At 70.2% G+C, this 17588-nt stretch carries 15 protein-coding genes; 12 read left to right on the top strand and 3 right to left on the bottom strand.

The genetic code is table 11. The features are described from left to right. From UK23_RS35305 to UK23_RS35295, 3 genes are all read right to left on the bottom strand, one after another. The coding region (locus tag UK23_RS35305; RefSeq protein WP_045316085.1) for an alpha-L-fucosidase at positions 1 to 562 on the bottom strand (562 nt) is incomplete at its 3' end. A gap of 150 nt (positions 563 to 712) precedes the next feature. Next, positions 713 to 1408 carry a FadR/GntR family transcriptional regulator gene (locus UK23_RS35300; RefSeq protein WP_045316084.1) on the bottom strand — a complete coding sequence of 232 codons (696 nt, stop codon included), beginning with the start codon at positions 1406 to 1408 and terminating at the stop codon, positions 713 to 715. 18 nt (positions 1409 to 1426) lie between these two features. After that, entirely contained in the window at positions 1427 to 2731 is a 1305-nt protein-coding gene (locus tag UK23_RS35295; RefSeq protein ID WP_045316083.1) for a glycoside hydrolase family 1 protein, read from the bottom strand. 88 nt (positions 2732 to 2819) lie between these two features. Between UK23_RS35295 and UK23_RS35290 the strand changes: the two genes are divergently transcribed. The 12 genes from UK23_RS35290 (at position 2820) to UK23_RS35240 (ending at position 17586) form a co-directional block, all read left to right on the top strand. Continuing rightward, positions 2820 to 3863 (top strand): LacI family DNA-binding transcriptional regulator, encoded by a 1044-nt coding sequence (locus UK23_RS35290; protein WP_196778029.1) that lies wholly within the window; start codon positions 2820 to 2822, stop codon positions 3861 to 3863. A 21-nt stretch (positions 3864 to 3884) separates the two neighbouring features. After that, complete coding sequence (locus tag UK23_RS35285) at positions 3885 to 4814, top strand: alpha/beta hydrolase (RefSeq protein ID WP_045316082.1); 930 nt, start codon at positions 3885 to 3887, stop codon at positions 4812 to 4814. Positions 4815 to 4957: 143 nt separating this feature from the next. After that, complete coding sequence (locus UK23_RS35280) at positions 4958 to 5980, top strand: LacI family DNA-binding transcriptional regulator (RefSeq protein WP_196778028.1); 1023 nt, start codon at positions 4958 to 4960, stop codon at positions 5978 to 5980. A 147-nt stretch (positions 5981 to 6127) separates the two neighbouring features. Then, the gene (locus UK23_RS53125; protein WP_196778027.1) at positions 6128 to 6283 is read left to right on the top strand and encodes a hypothetical protein; all 156 of its coding nucleotides are present in this window, start codon (positions 6128 to 6130) and stop codon (positions 6281 to 6283) included. Between the two features lie 15 nt (positions 6284 to 6298). Further along, positions 6299 to 8383, top strand: coding sequence for a beta-galactosidase (locus UK23_RS35275; RefSeq protein ID WP_045316081.1), 2085 nt, complete (start codon positions 6299 to 6301; stop codon positions 8381 to 8383). 13 nt (positions 8384 to 8396) lie between these two features. Next, positions 8397 to 9920 carry an RICIN domain-containing protein gene (locus UK23_RS35270; RefSeq protein WP_052685347.1) on the top strand — a complete coding sequence of 508 codons (1524 nt, stop codon included), beginning with the start codon at positions 8397 to 8399 and terminating at the stop codon, positions 9918 to 9920. A 134-nt stretch (positions 9921 to 10054) separates the two neighbouring features. Further along, positions 10055 to 10684 carry a hypothetical protein gene (locus tag UK23_RS35265; RefSeq protein ID WP_045316080.1) on the top strand — a complete coding sequence of 210 codons (630 nt, stop codon included), beginning with the start codon at positions 10055 to 10057 and terminating at the stop codon, positions 10682 to 10684. A gap of 78 nt (positions 10685 to 10762) precedes the next feature. Continuing rightward, positions 10763 to 12061 carry a DUF4241 domain-containing protein gene (locus tag UK23_RS35260; RefSeq protein ID WP_045316079.1) on the top strand — a complete coding sequence of 433 codons (1299 nt, stop codon included), beginning with the start codon at positions 10763 to 10765 and terminating at the stop codon, positions 12059 to 12061. A gap of 89 nt (positions 12062 to 12150) precedes the next feature. Continuing rightward, positions 12151 to 15171: a protein kinase domain-containing protein gene (locus UK23_RS50765; protein WP_052685345.1), complete on the top strand. Its 3021-nt coding sequence runs from the start codon at positions 12151 to 12153 to the stop codon at positions 15169 to 15171. A 257-nt stretch (positions 15172 to 15428) separates the two neighbouring features. Beyond that, complete coding sequence (locus tag UK23_RS35250) at positions 15429 to 16280, top strand: hypothetical protein (RefSeq protein WP_045316078.1); 852 nt, start codon at positions 15429 to 15431, stop codon at positions 16278 to 16280. A gap of 43 nt (positions 16281 to 16323) precedes the next feature. Further along, positions 16324 to 16878, top strand: coding sequence for an EF-hand domain-containing protein (locus UK23_RS35245; RefSeq protein WP_045316077.1), 555 nt, complete (start codon positions 16324 to 16326; stop codon positions 16876 to 16878). Between the two features lie 48 nt (positions 16879 to 16926). Beyond that, positions 16927 to 17586 carry an RraA family protein gene (locus tag UK23_RS35240; protein ID WP_045316076.1) on the top strand — a complete coding sequence of 220 codons (660 nt, stop codon included), beginning with the start codon at positions 16927 to 16929 and terminating at the stop codon, positions 17584 to 17586. Positions 17587 to 17588: the final 2 nt, after the last annotated feature.

Genomic DNA, 17588 nt, shown 5'->3' with positions numbered 1-17588 from the left:
GGTCCAGCCGGGGACCTTTCGCGACCGAGTTCCACTCGTTGACCTCGCTGTCCCACATCGAGTAGCCGTCGTGGTGCTCGGCGACCGGTCCGGCGAACTTCGCACCGGAGGCCTTGATGATCCGCACCCACTCACGCGGGTCGAACTGCCCGCCGCGCGAGGCCGGCTTCGGCGCGAACTGGACGTGGTTGCCCGCCAGGTCGGTGCCACCGTCGATGAACCGGTCGTACCCCCAGACAGCGGGCTCGCCGTAGGTCGCCTTGTGGTGGTCGTACTCGCGGCTGCCCGGCCGGTACATGTCCCTGCCGTACCACTCGCTGCCGAACTCCGGCGTGGTGAAGGCACCCCAGTGCCAGTACACACCGAACTTGGCGTCCTGGAACCACTCCGGGGCGGCCAGGTGCCGGTCGACCGAGGGCCAGGCCGGCTCGTAGGGCTCACGCCGGGAGGATGCGGCGGCCGGCCCCGCCAGCGCCTCGGGCAACACCGTCGCCGCGAGTCCCGCCGCGGCGAGTGCGCCGAACGTCCGCCGGGACAACGGGCTGTCAGCAGAATGCGTCATTGCGATCTCCTGATGGGTGGACGAGCCGCGCTGAACGGCTCACCGAGCGCGAAACATCACACGTATGCCAACGCACCAGGAGACGTAAGTCCAGATGTTAACGTTCACACTCGCACTTACCTGCGAGTTATGTGTTCAAGCATCACATGTCTAGCGGGTCAGTTCCGCCTCAGCCAGATGAGCGCGCAACCAGCGCTCGGAGGTGACGACGTGCAGCAGGGCGGCCGCGTGCGCCGCGCCAGGATCGTTGTCGTCCAGCGCCTGGTAGATCGCGGTGTGCTGAGCCAGGGTGAGCACGGCGGCGTCGTTGTCGACGGTGCCGCGCCACATCCGCGCACGCAGCGTGCTGCTGGAGATTCCGTCGAGCACCGTCGTCAGCGCCTCGTTGCCCGTCGCGGCGGCCACGGCCCGATGAAAGGCCGCATCGTGCAGGTTGAGCAGTTCAACGTCATCGGCGGCGGCGTGCATCGCCACGAGATGTCCGTGCACCACCGCGAGATCGGCCTTCGACATCCGGGTCGCGGCCAGAGCGGTCGCGCCCGGCTCGAGCAGCCGCCGGACCTCCATCAGTTCGAGCAGGGTGTCGGGGCGCATCAGTTCCACCGCGGCGCCCAGCCCGGCCAGCAGCAGGCTCGGAGCCAAGCTGGTGACGTAGGTGCCGTCACCACGGCGCACGTCGAGCACACCCGCCAGCGACAACGCCTTCACCGCTTCACGCACGGGACTGCGCGACATGCCCAGCTCCACGGCGAGCTCGTGCTCCGGCGGCAGTTTCGCGCCGGCCGGAAGGCGACCGGACCTGACCAGCTCCCGGATTCGCGCGATGGCCTCATCGGTCAGTGACATCGGGTGGCATGGTAGCGATCACCGCACCGCGAGGCCGAGCACGCGGTTGGTCCGGGCCACGTCGCCGTACCAGTGGGCCGACGGCTTGATCGTCCGGCTCTGATCGGCGCGGTCGACCGCCACGAGCCCGTACGTGGGGCCGTAGCCGTCCCACCACTCCCAGTTGTCCAGCAGGGACCAGTGGACGTATCCGGTGATGGGCAGTCCGTCGCCGATCATCCGATGCACCGCGCTCAGGCCTGCGCGGATGTAGTCGATCCGCTCGGTGTCGTCGTCGGTGGCGACACCGTGCTCGGTGATGACGATCTCCTTGCCGGGGAACAGGTTCGCCACTCGCCGGCACGTCGCCTCGACCGCTTCCGGCGCCCACCGGTAGCCCATGAGAGTGCGGCGGATCCCGTCAGCCGGCGCTCCCCCGGTGGGCACGGCGGCTGCCGCCTGGTCGCGCAGGTACGGCAGGACCAGCGCCTGGGTCAGCCGGCGACTGCGCAGAAGCGCCGCGCTGAGATGCCCGATGATCCTCGGGGCGTTGACGTCGAGGCGGGTGTAGGTCTGGACACCGACGAAGTCGTCTTCCGCGGTCTCCGCGAAGAACCGGTCCTCGTGCAGTTCCCTGGCCCAGCGCATGGTCGCGGTTCCACCGGGGTCGGCGTGCCAGTCCTGCAGCGCGTGCGACATGCCGACCTTCACGCCGGGGGCGAGTTCGCGGATGACATCGCGGGCGTTCCGATGTGCGGCGTTGAGTCCGGCGGCCGCGGCGTCGAACGCGTCGAGGTTGCGAACGAAGGGCGGGGTCGGGAAGGTGCCCAGGTATCCCCGCGTGATCATGTTGCCGGGTTCGTTGATCGTGCAGATGTGCGGAACACGGGTTTCCAGGCGCTCCATCACGTACCTGGCGTAGCGGGCGAACCAGGCGGGGAACGCGGGGTTCGTCCAGGCGCCGGCGTGCGTGGCCCACGCGGGCAACGTGAAGTGCTGCAACGTGACCATCGGTGTGACGCCGTGGCTCAGACAGGTGTCGACCACGTCCGCGTAGTGCTGGAGCGCTTCGCGGTCGAACTCGCCCTGCCGCGGTTCGACGCGCGCCCACTCCACGGAGAACCGGTAGGTGTTCAGGCCCAGTTCCGCGAGCAGGGCGATGTCGTCCCGATACCGGTGCCAGTGGTCGCACGCGATGCCGGAGGGTTCCGCCATGGGCGCCTTGGGCGACGGATCGGTCTCCCACTCCCACCAGTCGCTGGTCGTGTTGTTGCCCTCGACCTGGTGCGCGGCGGTCGCGGCACCCCAGAGGAAGCGGTCGGGGAAGGTCAACGGTTCGGGCACAGCCAGCTCCTGAGTTCCTCGACGGACACGGCCGGGTGACGTCACTAACGCGCGTTAGTGATTTCGCGGTACAGTACATCGGTGGCCGATGGGCCACAAGACGGAGGAGGTGCGGATGGCGGGCGGGACTGCTCGTTCGGGACGCCGGGCCACGAGCGCCGACGTCGCCCGCGAGGCCGGCGTGTCCAGGTCCACCGTGAGCTTCGTGCTCAACGGCACCAAGGGTCAGACCATCCCCGAACCGACGCGGCAACGCGTCCTCGAAGCGGCCGCGCGGCTCCGGTACGCCCCGTCCGCGGAGGCCAGGACGCTCAGTCGCGGCCGCAGCGACGTCGTGCTCCTCTACCAGCCCCCTCAACTGCCGATGACCGCCGACATGGGTGCCCTGGTCGAGTTCCTGGCGGCGGAGTTCGCGGAGGCCGGGCTCACGGCGGTGACCCACCCGTGGTCCCGCAAGCCCGACGGCGACGTGTTGACCGCCATCACGCCTGTGGCCGTCATCGCGTGGGATCTGCCCGATGACGCCGTCACCGCGATGCGGCACAACGGCGTGCGCGCGGTGATTTCCCTGACGGCCGAGTCCGATCCCGTCGCGCAGTGGATCTGGGGAACCCGGGAGAACGGCATCGCCCGGCTGCAGGTCGAGCGGCTGCTCAGCGCAGGGCATCGCCGGCTCGGCTACGCACGCCCGCACGACGCGCGACTCGCCGAGGCGAGCGAGATGCGCCTGAAGGCCTTGCGGCAAGCCTGCGCAGCACACGGCTTACCCGCCCCGGTGGCCGTGAGCATTCCCGGCGACGGCGAGGGCGCCAGACCGGCCGCCGACGCCGTCGCGGCCTGGCGCGAGCTGGTCCCGGCCGTCACCGGCGTGTGCGCCCACGACGACGTGGCAGCGCTGTCCGTCCTGGCAGGTCTGCGCGAGCACGGCCTGGCCGCACCCGCGGACCTGGCGGTGATCGGAGCCGGCGACTCCCCCGCCGCCCGCCTCGCCGTCCCGCCGTTGACGATGGTGGCGGTGGACATGCTGGTGACCGCACGCCACCTCGTCGCGGCGGTCACCAGCCTGCTCGACGGCCGGCCCGTGCCGGCCGGCCCTGAGGTCACTCAGGTGATCGAGCGGCATTCGGTCTGATCCTTGAGCCAAAGGCGTCCCATGAACTCGATCCACCCCGACCTCGCACTCGGCCGCTTCATCCCGAACTTCTCCGTCGGCCCGTTCACCTCCCGCCTCCTGCGTGGCCTGAGGCCACGCCCCGCCGATCCGGGTCCGGGCGTCACGGTCCGCGAGATGTTCGTGCCAGGGCCACAGGGCGCACCACCGGTGTCGATGCGGGTCTTCCAGCCGGACGGCTTGACGGCCGAGGCCCCGGCTCTGCTCTGGATCCACGGAGGCGGGCTGATCTCCGGTTCTCCCGAACAGGACGACCGCGCCAACGCCGCCTTCGCCCGCGAGCTCGGCATCACCGTCGCCGCCGTTCGCTACCGGTTCGCCTCCACGAACCCCGCACCCGCCGCGGTCGAGGACACCTACGCCGGACTGCGGGGCCTGGTCGCGCGGGCCGGCGAACTCCACATCGACCCCGGCCGCATCGCGATCGGCGGTGCCAGCGCCGGTGGCGGGCTCGCGGCGGCACTCGCCCAGCTCGCCCACGACCGCGGCGAGATCCGGCCCGCGTTCCAGCTGCTGGTCTACCCCATGCTCGACGACCGCACCACGACCCGCACGGACATCGACACCCGCGGCCACCGGCTGTGGACCCCGAAGAGCAACAGGTACGGCTGGTCGACCTACCTCGGCGACGCCGTCGCAGGCCCCTCCGTGCCCCCGTACGCCGTGGCCGCCCGCCGCGAGGACCTCAGCGGTCTCCCGCCGGCCTGGATCGGCGTCGGAACCCTCGACCTCTTCCACGACGAGGACGTCGAGTACGCCCTCAGGCTCGACGACGGCGGCGTCCCCTGCGAACTCCACGTCATCCCCGGCGCGTTCCACGGATTCGACCTCGTGTTCCCCAAGGCCGAAGTCAGCCGCCAGTTCTGGCGCCTGCAGGCACAAGCGCTCGACGGCGCGTTGGCGAAAGTCTGACAGCGAGGTCTTGACGGCGAGGTCTTGACGGCGAGCCCGCGCCGACGCACTATGACTGCGCAGTCAGACTGCGCAGTCAGAACGTCGTGCAAGATCGGCAGTGCTAGATCGGCAACGCGGCCACGGGAGCTACCATGCGGCAGATGAGTCCAGGTGGGAGCTCTGCTGTGCCGCGCAGCGTGGACGTGGCCCGGCTGGCCGGGGTCTCGCAGAAGACCGTGTCCAGGGTCCTCAACGACGAGCCGTACGTCTCCGCTGACGTGCGGCGCCGCGTGCTCGACGCCGCCGAGCAGCTCGGCTACCGGCTCAACAACGCGGCCCGCGCGCTCGCCTCCGGCCGCACCCGGTCCATCGGCGTGGTCGCGCTCGGCACGGCTCTGCACGGCCCGGCCTCGTTGCTCATGGGGATCGAACGGGTCGCACGCGACACGGGCTACGCGCTCCGGGTCGTGAGCACCGTCGAAGGCGACCCGACCGGGGTGGCCGGCGCGGTGGGCTCGTTGCTGGACCAGGGTGTGGACGGCATCGTGATCTCCGAGCCGATCGACGACGGGCCCGTGCCGGTGAAGATCGACGTGCCGGTGCTCGTGCTCGGGGCGCCACCGTCCTTCTCCGCGCCCCTCGTTCTCAGCGTCAGCGTCCGCGCGCACGACATGGCACGCGCGGCCACCGACCATCTGCTCGACCTCGGTCATGCGACCGTGCACCACGTCGCGGGCCCGCAACGCTGGTTCGCGGCCAAGGACCGGTTGGACGGCTGGCGTTCCGCACTCGCTGCGCGCGACGCCGCCGAACCGCCGGTCTTCGAAGGCGACTGGACACCGGACTCCGGGTACGCGGCGGGCCGGCAACTCGCGCGGACCCGTGGTGCCACCGCGGTTTTCGCGGCGAACGACGACATGGCGATCGGGTTGATCCGCGCGTTGACCGAGACCGGCCTGCGTGTGCCGGAGGACGTCAGCGTGGTCGGTTTCGACGACGTCCCGGTCGCCGCCTACGTCACTCCTCCCCTCACCACGGTGCGTCAGCCGTTCGACGCGGTGGCCGGGGAAGGGCTCAGCCTTCTCGTGCACGCCATCGAAAAACCCGGACAAGCACTCCCGGCGACGGCCGGCCAGCCGGTCGACCTGATCGTCCGCGCCTCCACCGCGCCCCCACGCGCGTAGCCACTCGCGCACCTCCCCCTCAGCACGCGGCCCGGCTCGCGTGCCGGTCGCCCCTGCCCTCCTTCAGGAGTTCCCCATGCCCGAATTCAACCGTCGAACGTTGCTCGCCGCCGCTGGAGCGGCGTCATTGGGTGTGGTGCTGGGCGGGTGCGCTCCAGCGGCTCCGCGTCGTCCGCGGCACCGGTGAACCAGGTCGACGTCGACAAGGCGATGTCCACGCTGCCGGTCCTGCCGCTCGTGGCGGCTTTCCTTCTGCTCCAACGCTATTGGCAGACCGGTCTGACCACCGGCGCCGTCAAGTGAACTCGGAGGTCATCCATGGCGGTTCTGCCCGCCCGTGTCCTGTTCGGTGCCGCCTACTACCACGAGTACCAGCTCCGCGACCGGCTGAAGGAAGACCTGGACCTGATGGTGGAGGCGCACTTCTCCGTCATCAGGGTCGGTGAGTCGGTGTGGTCGACCTGGGAGCCGGAGAACGGCAGGTTCGACCTCGACTGGTTGCAGCCTGTGCTGGACGGTGCGCACGAGCGCGGCATCTCGGTGGTCCTCGGCACGCCGACCTACGCGGTTCCGCCGTGGCTCGCCCGGCAGTACCCGGAGATCACCGGCGAACGCGCCACCGGGCAACGGATCGGCTGGGGCGCAAGGCAAGAAGTCGACATCACGCACCCCGCGTTCCGCTTCCACGCCGAGCGGGTCATCCGGGCGATCGTGGCCCGTTACGCGGACCACCCGGCCGTCATCGGGTTCCAGGTCGACAACGAGCCGGGCAACGAGCTCCTGCACAACCACGGCGTGTTCCAGCGGTTCGTCGACCACCTGCGCGAGAAGTACGGCGACGTCGAGACGCTCAACCGCGAGTGGGGCCTGGTCTACTGGTCGCACCGGCTGTCCACCTGGGCCGACCTGTGGACGCCGGACGGCAACTTCCAGCCGCAGTACGACGTGGCGTGGCGGGAGTTCCAGGCCAGGCAGGTCACCGAGTTCATCGGCTGGCAGGCGGACATCGTGCGCGAGTACGCGAGCGCTGAACAGTTCGTCACCACCTGCATCTCCTACACCCGTCCCGCCGTGGCCGACGACGAACTGAGCGCTCGCCTCGACATCGCCTCCGGCAACCCGTACTACGACATGCAGGACGGCCTGGCGCTGCCGGACCGCACGCCCGACGACTTCGAGCAGAAGTGGAAGACCACCGGCGTGTGGGCGTTGTTCCAGACCGCCGACTGGATGTTCTCGTCGCGCCAGGAACCGTTCCTGGTCACCGAGACCAACGCCGGGTCCATCGGCCACTCGTGGGAGAACCGCCCCGCCTACGACGGCCAGTGGCGACAGGCTGCGTGGGCACTCGTGTCCCGCGGCGCACGCATGATCGAGTACTGGCACTGGCACACCCTGCACTTCGGCGCCGAGACCTACTGGGGCGGAATCCTGCCCCACCACGGAAAACCGGGCCGGACCTACGCGGAGCTGGCCGCGCTGGGCGCCGAGTTCGACGCCGCGGGAGCGTTGGTCGCCGGGCTCGAACCGGACGCCGACATCACCGTGGTCTACTCGACGCCCAGCAAGTGGCTCATGCAGAAGTACCCGCCGCTGTCCACTTCGAACGGAGAACCGGACCCGGCCTCGTACCACCGGATCATCGACCCCTTCTACCGCGGGGCGTTCGACGCGCGCCGGCAGGTGCGGCTGGTGCATGCCGGACAACTGCACGAGATGACCCCGGAGGTGGCCGCACTGCGGCATCCCGTGCTGGTCGCGGCCGGGCTGTACGTGGTGGACGACGAGACGATCGACTGGCTCGCGGCCTACGCGGAGGCCGGCGGTCACCTGGTTCTCGGGCCGCGCACCGCGTACGCCGACCACGAGGCACGCGCCCGTCCGGAGATCGCACCCGCGCGGCTGGTCGAGGCCGCCGGAGTCCGCTACGACGAGTTCAGCAACCTGCGCGCGGACATCCCGGTCCAGGGTCTTTCCGGGCACGCCACGGCGACGCGCTGGATCGACGGACTCACCGTGACAGATGCCGAGGTGGTCGCGCGGTACGACCACCCGCACTTCGGCCGCTGGCCCGCCATCACCACTCGCGCGCACGGCAAGGGCCGCGTGACGTGCGTCGGCACGGTGCCCGGCCGCGACCTCGCGCGAGTGCTCGCCGAGTGGCTCGCACCCCAGCCGAGGAGCGGCTGGCGTGATCTGCCCCCGAGCGTCACCGCGTCCACCGGAACCTCCGCCGATGGCCGCCGGGTGCACGTCCTGCACAACTGGAGCTGGGAACCCGTGCACGCGAACGCACCCGTGGAGCTCACCGACGTGCTGGCGGGCGGATCCGTCCCGGGCGGCGCGGAGTTGCGGCTGGGTGCCTGGGGCGTGCGCGTGTTCGTCGCCGATCCGAGCAAGTGAGGAGCAGAAGACGATGATGTCCCTGTACAAGCGCCGCGCCTGGCTGCTGACGGTGTTGCTCGTCCTGGTGGGAGGCACGCTCAGCGCGTCACCCGCCCTCGCCTACGGTCCGTCCGTGCTCGCGGCGCCGTCCGGCGACTGCACCCGCCCGTACTGCTTCACCTACGCCAAATCCGCGCAACTGCCCAGCGGCCGCCTCGTCGCCACCTACGAGGACAACAACCAGCCGCTCGAGAACATGACCTTCCCGATCTGGAGCAGCACCGACAACGGCAAGTCGTGGAAGCGCCGGTCCTCCGTCGCCGACACCTCACCGCGGCGGTGGGGCAACTGGACCAACCCGAACCTCTACGTTCTGCCGCAACGGATCGGCACGATGCCCGCGGGAACCCTGCTGCTCGCCGGGATCTCCTCGCCACCGGACCGGTCGGCGACGGCGATCCAGCTCTACCGCAGCAACGACGAGGGCTCGACCTGGCGGTGGATCAGCGAAGTGGCGCTCGGCGGCGGCCAGTGGGGCAGCCCGAACCCCACGCCGATCTGGGAGCCCTACCTCCTCGTGGCGAACAACCGACTGATCGTCTACTACTCCGACGAACGCGACAAGACCAGCCACGACCAGAAAATCGTGCACCAGAGCTCCACCGACGGCGTGCGCTGGGGGCCGGTGGTCGACGACGTCGCGATGGCCGACCGCGCGCTGCGTCCGGGGATGCCGATCGTGACGCGCACGGCCGACGGCCGGTACCTCATGGTGTACGAGATGGTCGGAAAGCCGGACACGCCCAACAACTTCAAGATCTCTGCGGACCCGGAGTCGTGGAACGCCGGCGACGGCGGCACGACGATCGACCACGGCGGCAGCCCGATGGTGATCACGCAACCGAACGGCCGGCTCGTCTACAACTCTTACGGCTCAGGGGATGTCCGCGTCAACACGGGCAACGGCGCCGGACCGTGGACACCTGTGCACACGACAATGCCCAGGGGTTACAGCCGCATGCTGCAGCCCGTCGCCGGCACCGGACGGGTGCTGATCCTGTCCGTGGAGGGCTTCTGGGTCAGCGGGCGGAACACCGTGCGGTACGGCGACGTGGACCTCGGCCAGTCCGCGGGGGCGTACTACAAGCTCGTCAACCGCGCGAGCGGCAAGGCTCTCGACACCGCGCAGGCGAGCCTGCAGGACGGGGCCGATCTGGTGCAGTGGCCGGACAACGGCGGCGCCGGCCAGCAGTGGCACGTGACCGACACCGGCGGCGGGTACCGCACGTTGTTCAACCGCAACAGCGGCCGCGTCCTGTCCATCTGGGGCACCAGCACCGCGGACAACGCCCGCGCCGTGCAGTGGGTCGAGAACGCGGGCGCCGACCAGCAGTGGCAGCTCGTGCCCGTCGGCGCCTACTACCGGCTGGTGGCGAGGCACAGCGGCAACGCGCTGTCCGTGCTCGACGGGTCAGGCTCCGACGGTGCGCAGATCGTGCAGCGGCCCTACAGCGGGGCGCTGGACCAGCAGTGGCGGCTCGTCCGGGTCAGCTGAGCCGTCGACGGGCCGTTACCGGGACGTTTCCCGGTAACGGCCCTCGGTGATTCTTCATACACGCCTGCGCAGTTTCGGCGCTTTGTCGTTTTCGCCACGAGGAACGAATCAGCCCGCGACGCGTCCTTGCGATCGTGAAGAAGTTCAGGACTCCGCTCGCGGTGCTGCTCGTCGCCGCGGCCACCACCGCGTGCTCGGTGAGCCCGGCTCCGGCACCACCGCCCAGCAGCACTCCCGTGCCCGCTCCTGCCACGTCGACGTCGGCAGTGCCGGACCAGCAGGATCCACGGCGGCACGCGCCACTGGTCCGCACACACGCCGAGTCGGCCGGAATCAGCCCACAGCTGCTGATGGCGATCCTCTACAACGAGTCGTACAAACCGCACGATCCCAAGCTCGAACGGGCGTGGCAGAAGATCGACCCGGACGCCGCGTTCGGCGTGGCGAACATGCACAAGGCCGCGTTCGACGAGGCCAAGCAGAACCGCGACTTCGCGGCCCGCGACTGGCAGGAGCTGCCCGACGACGCCGGCCTCGCCGTCGCCGCCGCGGCGTGGCACCTGCACGACCTCGCCGCCCAGCTGCCGAAGCAGCGGACGGACGCCTACACGAGCGACGAGCTTCTCGCGCTCGGCTACAACGCCGGGGCGAGCACGATGCTGGCGTGCGCACGGGGCGGCAAACCCAACCCGCAGGCGCAGTCCTATGTGGACAAGATCCGCGCGAACTGGCAGAAGGCCGCCGAGGCGATCCAACCCGGATGACCCGGCTCCGTATCATCGCGGACTGTGGACTCGGGGGCACCAGAGAACAGATCTCCAACGCAGCTCTCACGGCGAACCGTGATCCTGTCCGGAGCGGCGGCCGTGTCGCTGGCGGCACTGGGAGTGGTGGCGCAGTGGCGTTCCCACCGCGTGCCGGGCGGTGTCCTGGGGAAGGACCTGCCGACGGTGCCGGGGCCCGATCCCACGGACGAGCCGGTGGAGATCGTGTACTGCGCGGGATGGGACTCCGCCGCTCGTGTCCCGGTGTCGCCGATGTCCGAGTCGGTCGCACGAGCCCAGGACGCCGCGGGCGGTCAGTACGCCGTGGTCCTGCTGGCCGGCGGTGTTGTGCGCGCGGTCGTGGAGGTGTGCTGGGAGGCGCACCACGCCGAGGTGTGGTTCGTCGACTCCGAGGGTCGCCGGTACCGGGGTGTCGCCTACCGCCGGTGGCCGGACGGGCGGCTGCGGCTGTTCGAGGTGCGCGGCTGGCGGGACGCGGCCGGGCTCGAGAAGCCCACGATCCGGGCCAGGGTCAGCCGCGACGCGTCCGCGGCGATCAAGACGGTCTCGATCGACGCGGAACTGTCCGGCGGCGGCAAGCTGAGCACCTCGCGGGACTGGCAGAACTGGCCGGAGCCGACCCGGCCACCGGAGGACGTCGCGGTGCCCCCGGTGAACGGCTGGCCGTCGCTCGCCGGGATGACCGGCCCCGTCACCGTCCGATCCGGTCCGGACAACGTCCCCGCCTCGTTCCCGTGGCGCCCGCCGCACCCGCTGCGCCCGCGCCACGTCACCGAGCTCACCACCGACGGCGCACGGTTTCGCACGAAGGAAGGCCGTGTCCTGACCGTGCGGCAGATCCCCGCGGGCAGGATCCGGCTGCCCAGCGGCAGGTTGCTCGTCGGCGACCCCGGCTGGCTCGACGCCGACTCCGCACCGCAGGCCGACGCGGCCCCACCCGGCGAGTACCAGGTGGACGTGTTCCAGGTGACGGAGAACGGGACGCCGCAAACGATCGCGTGCCGGGTGACCGTCACGGACAGGCCGGTCGCGTCCTGGCACCTGGCGCTGCGCGAAGGCGACCACGAACTGGAGCTGGGCGACGGCGAGTTCTTCGGCAACCCGGTGGACACCGCCACTCTCGCGCTGGTCGATCACACCGGTTCGACGGCGTTCCCGCGCACCGACCGCGAAGCCGCCACGACCGGTGACGCCGTCTACCGCACCCTGTCCGACGGCGAGGTCGACATGATCATCGTGCCGGGCTGGAGCGACGGCGCGTTCCCGGTGTGGCTCGGCCGCGCGGAGGACGGCTCCGTCAGCCGCTTCGTCGCCGACTTCCAGGTGCCCGCACTGGCCACCGCCGAACCCGCCTGATCCGAACACGGATAGTGCGAAACCCGTAACCGCTCGCCGTCGTTGGCCGATGATGAAGGGAACGGCCGACGAGCAGGGGGAGCCTCGAGTTGCAGAAGCGCCGGATCGTGGCGGGTGTCGTGCTCGCCGCAGCCGCGGTGTCGCTGGTCGTGTTCCTGGTGGTGCAGGGGCTGGACCGCGCGGACAAGCTGGGCAGTGTCATCAGTGCGCTCGTCGCCGTGACCAGCATCTGGTTCGTGTGGCCGAAACCGGGCGGCGATCTGGTCGGGCTGCTCGAGGCCCTGGAACTGGAACCGCTGCGGCGCGACGACCCTCGCAAGATCGGCGAGTACACGTTGCTCGGCAGGCTGGGGCCCGGGTCGACGGGGGTCGTGTTCCTGGGCGCCGATCGGCGGGAGGGGCGGCTGGCGGTCGTCAAGGTGCTCGGTGCCGATCTCGCCGGCAACCCCGTGAGCCGCGAGCGGTTCGGGCGGGAGATCCGATCCGTCGACGACGTGGGCAAGTCGGCGGGCGGCGAGTTCCCGACGGTGCTCGACGCCAACGCCGACGCGGAGCAGCCGTGGTTCGCGACGGAGTACCTGCCGAGCCTGCCGTTGCAACAACTGGTGTCCAGGAGCAACCCGTGGCGTCCGGCGGCCGTGGCGTGGCTGGCGGGTGCGGTCGCGGCCAAGCTGCGGCTCATCCACGGCAAGGGGCTGGTGCACCGGGACCTGAAGCCCGCCAACGTGTTGCTGGGTGTCGACGACGTCTGGATCATCGACCTCGGCATCGCGAAGAACCGCGAGAACGTGGACATCACCCGGCACGGGACGGTCGGCACGCTCGCGTTCATGTCGCCGGAGCAGGCGCGCGGGACCGAGAAGATCACGGCGGCGAGCGACGTGTTCTCGTTGGGTGCGCTGCTGGTGTACGCGGCGACGGGCACGCCGCCGTTCGGCAACGACCAGGAGAGCACCACCCACCGGATCCTGACCGCGGAACCGGATCTGAGCGGGCTCGCGGGCTGGGACAGCACGCTCACGGCGCTGATCCGTCGGTGCCTCGACAAGGATCCCGCCGAACGGCCGTCGCTCCAGGAGATCATCGACGGGTGCGCGCCCTTCGCCGGTACCGCACCGGAATGGGTTCGCGAGCGGGCGGCGGAGCGCAGCAAGGCGTTGAAGGCCGCGCAGGTACGAGAACCCGCGGTTCCCCTGTGGCAGCAGGCCAGGGCGCGGTGGACCGCGCTCGCCGCGGTCGTCGCGCTGCTGGCGTTCGTCCTCGTGCCGGTCTTCCCCTGGGGGCCGGACGGCGGTGCGACCGCGGCGACGCTGCCCACGTGCGAGGCGACGCCGGACCAGACGTTGAGCGTGGGCGTGTCCGCGGACAAGAGCGAGCTGTTCAAGGAGATCGCCGCCGAGTACGGCACGCGGTCCGCCGACGGGCACTGCGTCCAGGTCTCGGTCACCGAGCTGAACTCCGGTGCCGCCGCGAACACGCTGGCGCGCGGGTGGACCGAGTCGGACGGTCCTCGTCCGGACGTCTGGTCGCCGGCGTCCAGCGAGTGGCTGGACATCGCCCGCGACCGCGCCACCGGCAACGCGAACGCCATGGCCGTGCTGCCGGCGAAGACGCGCGGAGCGGTCGTCACGTCCCCCGTGGTGATCGCCATGCCGAAACCCATGGCGGAGGCGCTCGGCTGGCCGCGCACGAAGGAGGTCAGCTGGCGGACGCTCGCGGACCTCGCGACCGACGCGCAGGGCTGGGGCAGGTACCAGAAGGACTGGGGGCCTTTCCGGCTCGGCAAGACGAACCCCAACTACTCGACCTCCGGTCTCAACGCGACCATCGGCGCCTTCCACGCGTTCCGCGCCAACACCGACTCGTCCGGACCGCTCAAGGACAGCGACGTCGACGACCCGGCCGCGCAGAAGTTCGTGCAGGACATCGAGCAGTCGATCGTGCACTACGGCGAGACGAGCCTGCATTTCCTGCGCAACCTCCGCACCGCGGAACGCAAGGGGCAGGTGCTCTCCTACATCTCGGCGCTCACCGTGGACGAGAGCTCGATGCTCGCCTACAACGCCGGCTACCCGAGCGGCGCACTGTCCACAGAGGACCCGCGTGAGGCCGAGCCCGCCACCAAGCTCGTCGCGATGTACCCCAAGGAAGGCACGATCTTCCACGACCACCCGTACATCGAGCTCACCTGGCCGGGAGCACCGAAGGCGAAGCGGGACGTGAGCGAGGACTTCCTGCGCCACCTGCTCTCCCCGAAGGTGCAGAAGCGGTTCGGGCAGCTGGGTTTCCGCGCTCCCTCGCACGCGTCCGGCGAGCTCGCCACCGACGACAACGGCGTCTCCCCCGCGTTCGGGGTGAAGGAGATGCAGACGCCCTCCGCGCGCACGCTGGACAAGGTGCTGACCGCGTGGAGCGCCGTGCGCAAACCCGCGAACGTCCTGTTCGTCGTCGACACCTCCGGCTCGATGAAGGCCGGGGTGACCGCCAACGAGGTCGAGAAGCAGAGCTGTGAACCCGAGCTGATGAAACGGGATCCGGCCACCCAGTACTGTCCCTCCAAGATCGAGCTGATCAAGAAGTACCGCGGCGAGATCGTCAACGGGTTCACCGACTCCGACCGCCTCGGACTGTGGAACTTCTCCACCGCGGGCGCCGCCGGAACGGGCCCGGGCTGCCGCGGTGACCACTGTGAACTGCTCGCGGCCGGCCCGCTCAGCGAGGTCAAGCGCCAGGAGATCGCGGACAAGATCAGGGCGCTGCCGGCGGAAGGCGGGACCGGCTTGTTCGACACGGTCGACCAGGCCGTGACGACCATGCGGCAGAACCTCGACAGGAAGGCGATCAACGCCGTCGTGCTGCTCACCGACGGCCGCAACGACAAGAGCACCGGCCTGAACCTCGACCAGCTGCTCGACCGCATCAAGATCACCGCGGACGCCGAACCGGTGCGGGTCTTCACGATCGCCTACGGGTTCGCGTCCGACGAGGACGCCAGAGGACGCGACGAGCTCAGGAAGATCGCCGAGGCGACCGCGGCGGGAGCCTACGAGGCCAAGGATCCCGGCACGATCGCGGACGACCTGGTAGCGGCGATCACGTCGAACTTCTGATCACCGGGGCGGGCGCTTGTCCCGCTGCACTCCGCAGACGAGAGCGGCCAGCAGAACCAGCAGCACTTCGACCGCCCGGACGGACAACAACGACGTCTCCACCGAGATGTGCATCGGACTCCCTCTCCACCGAACACTGTTGGTACGACGATGACGTCCGCGGATCCGGCCGTCATCCTCCTGTTCAGGAGGGCCGCGCGAGGACGTTGCCCTGCCCTGGGCCGTGTGCTGCAATGAGACGATCTCCAGGGGGTGGCGTGCACTTCAACGACGAGGTGAACTGGCCAGAAGTGTTTCGGGGGTACATCTCCCGCCCGAGCCTCGCCGACCCGCACAACCCGAAGCGGTCGGTCTACCTCGCCACGATGTCGTTCCTCGAAGGCGGCCTCAGGGAGATCGACGACCAGCTCGCCGGCCGCAGCGCGCGCAGCCGTGACGAGCTGGTGAGCGCCCGGCTGACGCGGGACATCGTGGTGCGCCGGGCAGCCGGGGTCGCGGCCGAGCTGCCGGAGGTCGTGCACGTCGGAGAAGGGGCGTTCCGCGATCGGTGGCCGGGCAACGGCGGCATGGCGAACTACTTCATGTGCCTCATCAAGTACACGTGCACCGCGCCGCGCTGGGGTCTGTTCCTCGACTACGGCCCGCGCCGGGCACTCGCCGAGCTGCCCGCGGTGCACGACGGCCGGCTCGAGCTCACCGAGCTCATCTCGAAGATCGCCACGCACGACCTGCGGATGCGCATCCGGCTGGCGAGGTACTGGCTGTTCCAGCTCTCGCTGACCATCGACGCCAAGTGGCAGGCCGTCGCCACCACCGCGTACCGCGAGCTGCTCGACGCGTACTCGACGCGGTGGGCGCCGGTGTACGAGCGGGGTCTGCACCTGCTCGGGGTGCGGTTCCGGCCCGGTGTCACCCCGGCGAAGCTCAGCATGATGGTGTCCGCGCAGACGGCCGGCTTCGCGCAGCACATCGCGGCCACCGGCGACAACACGACGGACAACCGCGACCTGTTCGTGGCATCCGTCCAAGCGCTGATCTACGCCGCGCTCGACCCCGGCGACGGGCGGTGTGTCGCGGAGGCGCTGCGCGGGATCCTGCACGACCGGTAGCCGCGTTTGCGTCCGGCGGCGTCTGCCGCCAGAGTTTGCGGTCATGAACGAGGTTCTGCTGCACAGGATCGCGACGACATTCGACCACTACGACGTCAACGGCAACGGCGTCATCGAGCTCGCGGACCTCTACGCGCTCGCCAACCGGTTGCTGCGGGCGTTCGGCGAGCCCGCGTCCTCGGAGCGCGGGCGGGAGCTGATCGAGACGAGCGACCGGTTCTGGGAGACGCTGGTCGAGCACTGCGACGCCGACCGGGACGGCCGGATCACGCTCGACGAGTACCGGGCGGCGATGCTGGCGACCTTCGTCGACGTGGACGAGTTCGACGACATGTTCCTGGAGGTGTCCGAGTCGTTGCTGGCGCTCGCGGACACGAACGGCGACGGGCGGGTCGAGGCGGCCGAGTTCCAGGTGCTGCTGCAGGCGCGCGGGCTGTCCGAGGCGGAGTGCAGGACCGCGTTCGAGCACGTGGACACCGACGGCGACGGCTCGATCAGCCTGCAGGAGTACGTGGACGCGGTGTACGACTACTACACGAACCCGACCGAGGACACGCCCGGCAGCTGGCTGTACCCGCGGTCGATGCAGGCGGCCTGACCCCGCCGGCGGCGAGCCCCGGCGGGTATCTGATCTGGAGGACGCCTGATGCCGAACACCGACGACCTGCAGGCACGGTTTCGTGCCGTGGACACCACCGCGATCTGCGACGCGGACCGGACCACGCGGGTCATGGACAGCGGGATTCGCGCCCGGTCGGCGGCGAACCGGATCTTCGGCCCGGCGTTCACCGTGCGGTGCCGGGAGGACTTCCTGGCGGTGCTGCGGGCGGTCGAGACGGCCGAGCCCGGTGCGGTGATCGTGGTCGACGGCGGTGGACGGGAGACCGCGCTCGGAGGCGAGATGTTCGCGCGTGCGGCGTTGGTGCGCGGGTTGGGCGGTGTGGTGGTGGACGGTGGCTACCGCGACATGGCGTACGTGTCGACGTGCGAGCTCCCTGTCTACAGCCGGTTCGTGACGCCGCGCGCGGGCACGGCGTCGCAGCTCGGCGAGCTTCAGGTGCCGGTGACGTGCGGTGGCGTCGTGGTGAGTCCGGGCGACCTGGTCCTCGCTGACGACGAAGGCCTTGTCGTGCTGGACCCGCTGCGTGCCGGCGAGGTCCTGGACGCCGCGCTGGCCGTCAAGAACACCGAGCACCGGGTGATCGAGCTGCTCGACGGCGGTAAGACGCTGAGCGACGCGTTCAACGTCACCGAGCACGTCGAGGCTCTCCACCGCGGCGAGCAGTCGGTGTTGCGCGCTGTCTAAGC

It is taken from the genome of Lentzea aerocolonigenes (assembly GCF_000955955.1).
Taxonomy (GTDB): Bacteria; Actinomycetota; Actinomycetes; order Mycobacteriales; family Pseudonocardiaceae; genus Lentzea; species Lentzea aerocolonigenes_A.
The sequence above is the reverse complement of the archived record's forward strand: the minus strand, read 5'-3'. Positions and strand labels throughout refer to the sequence as shown.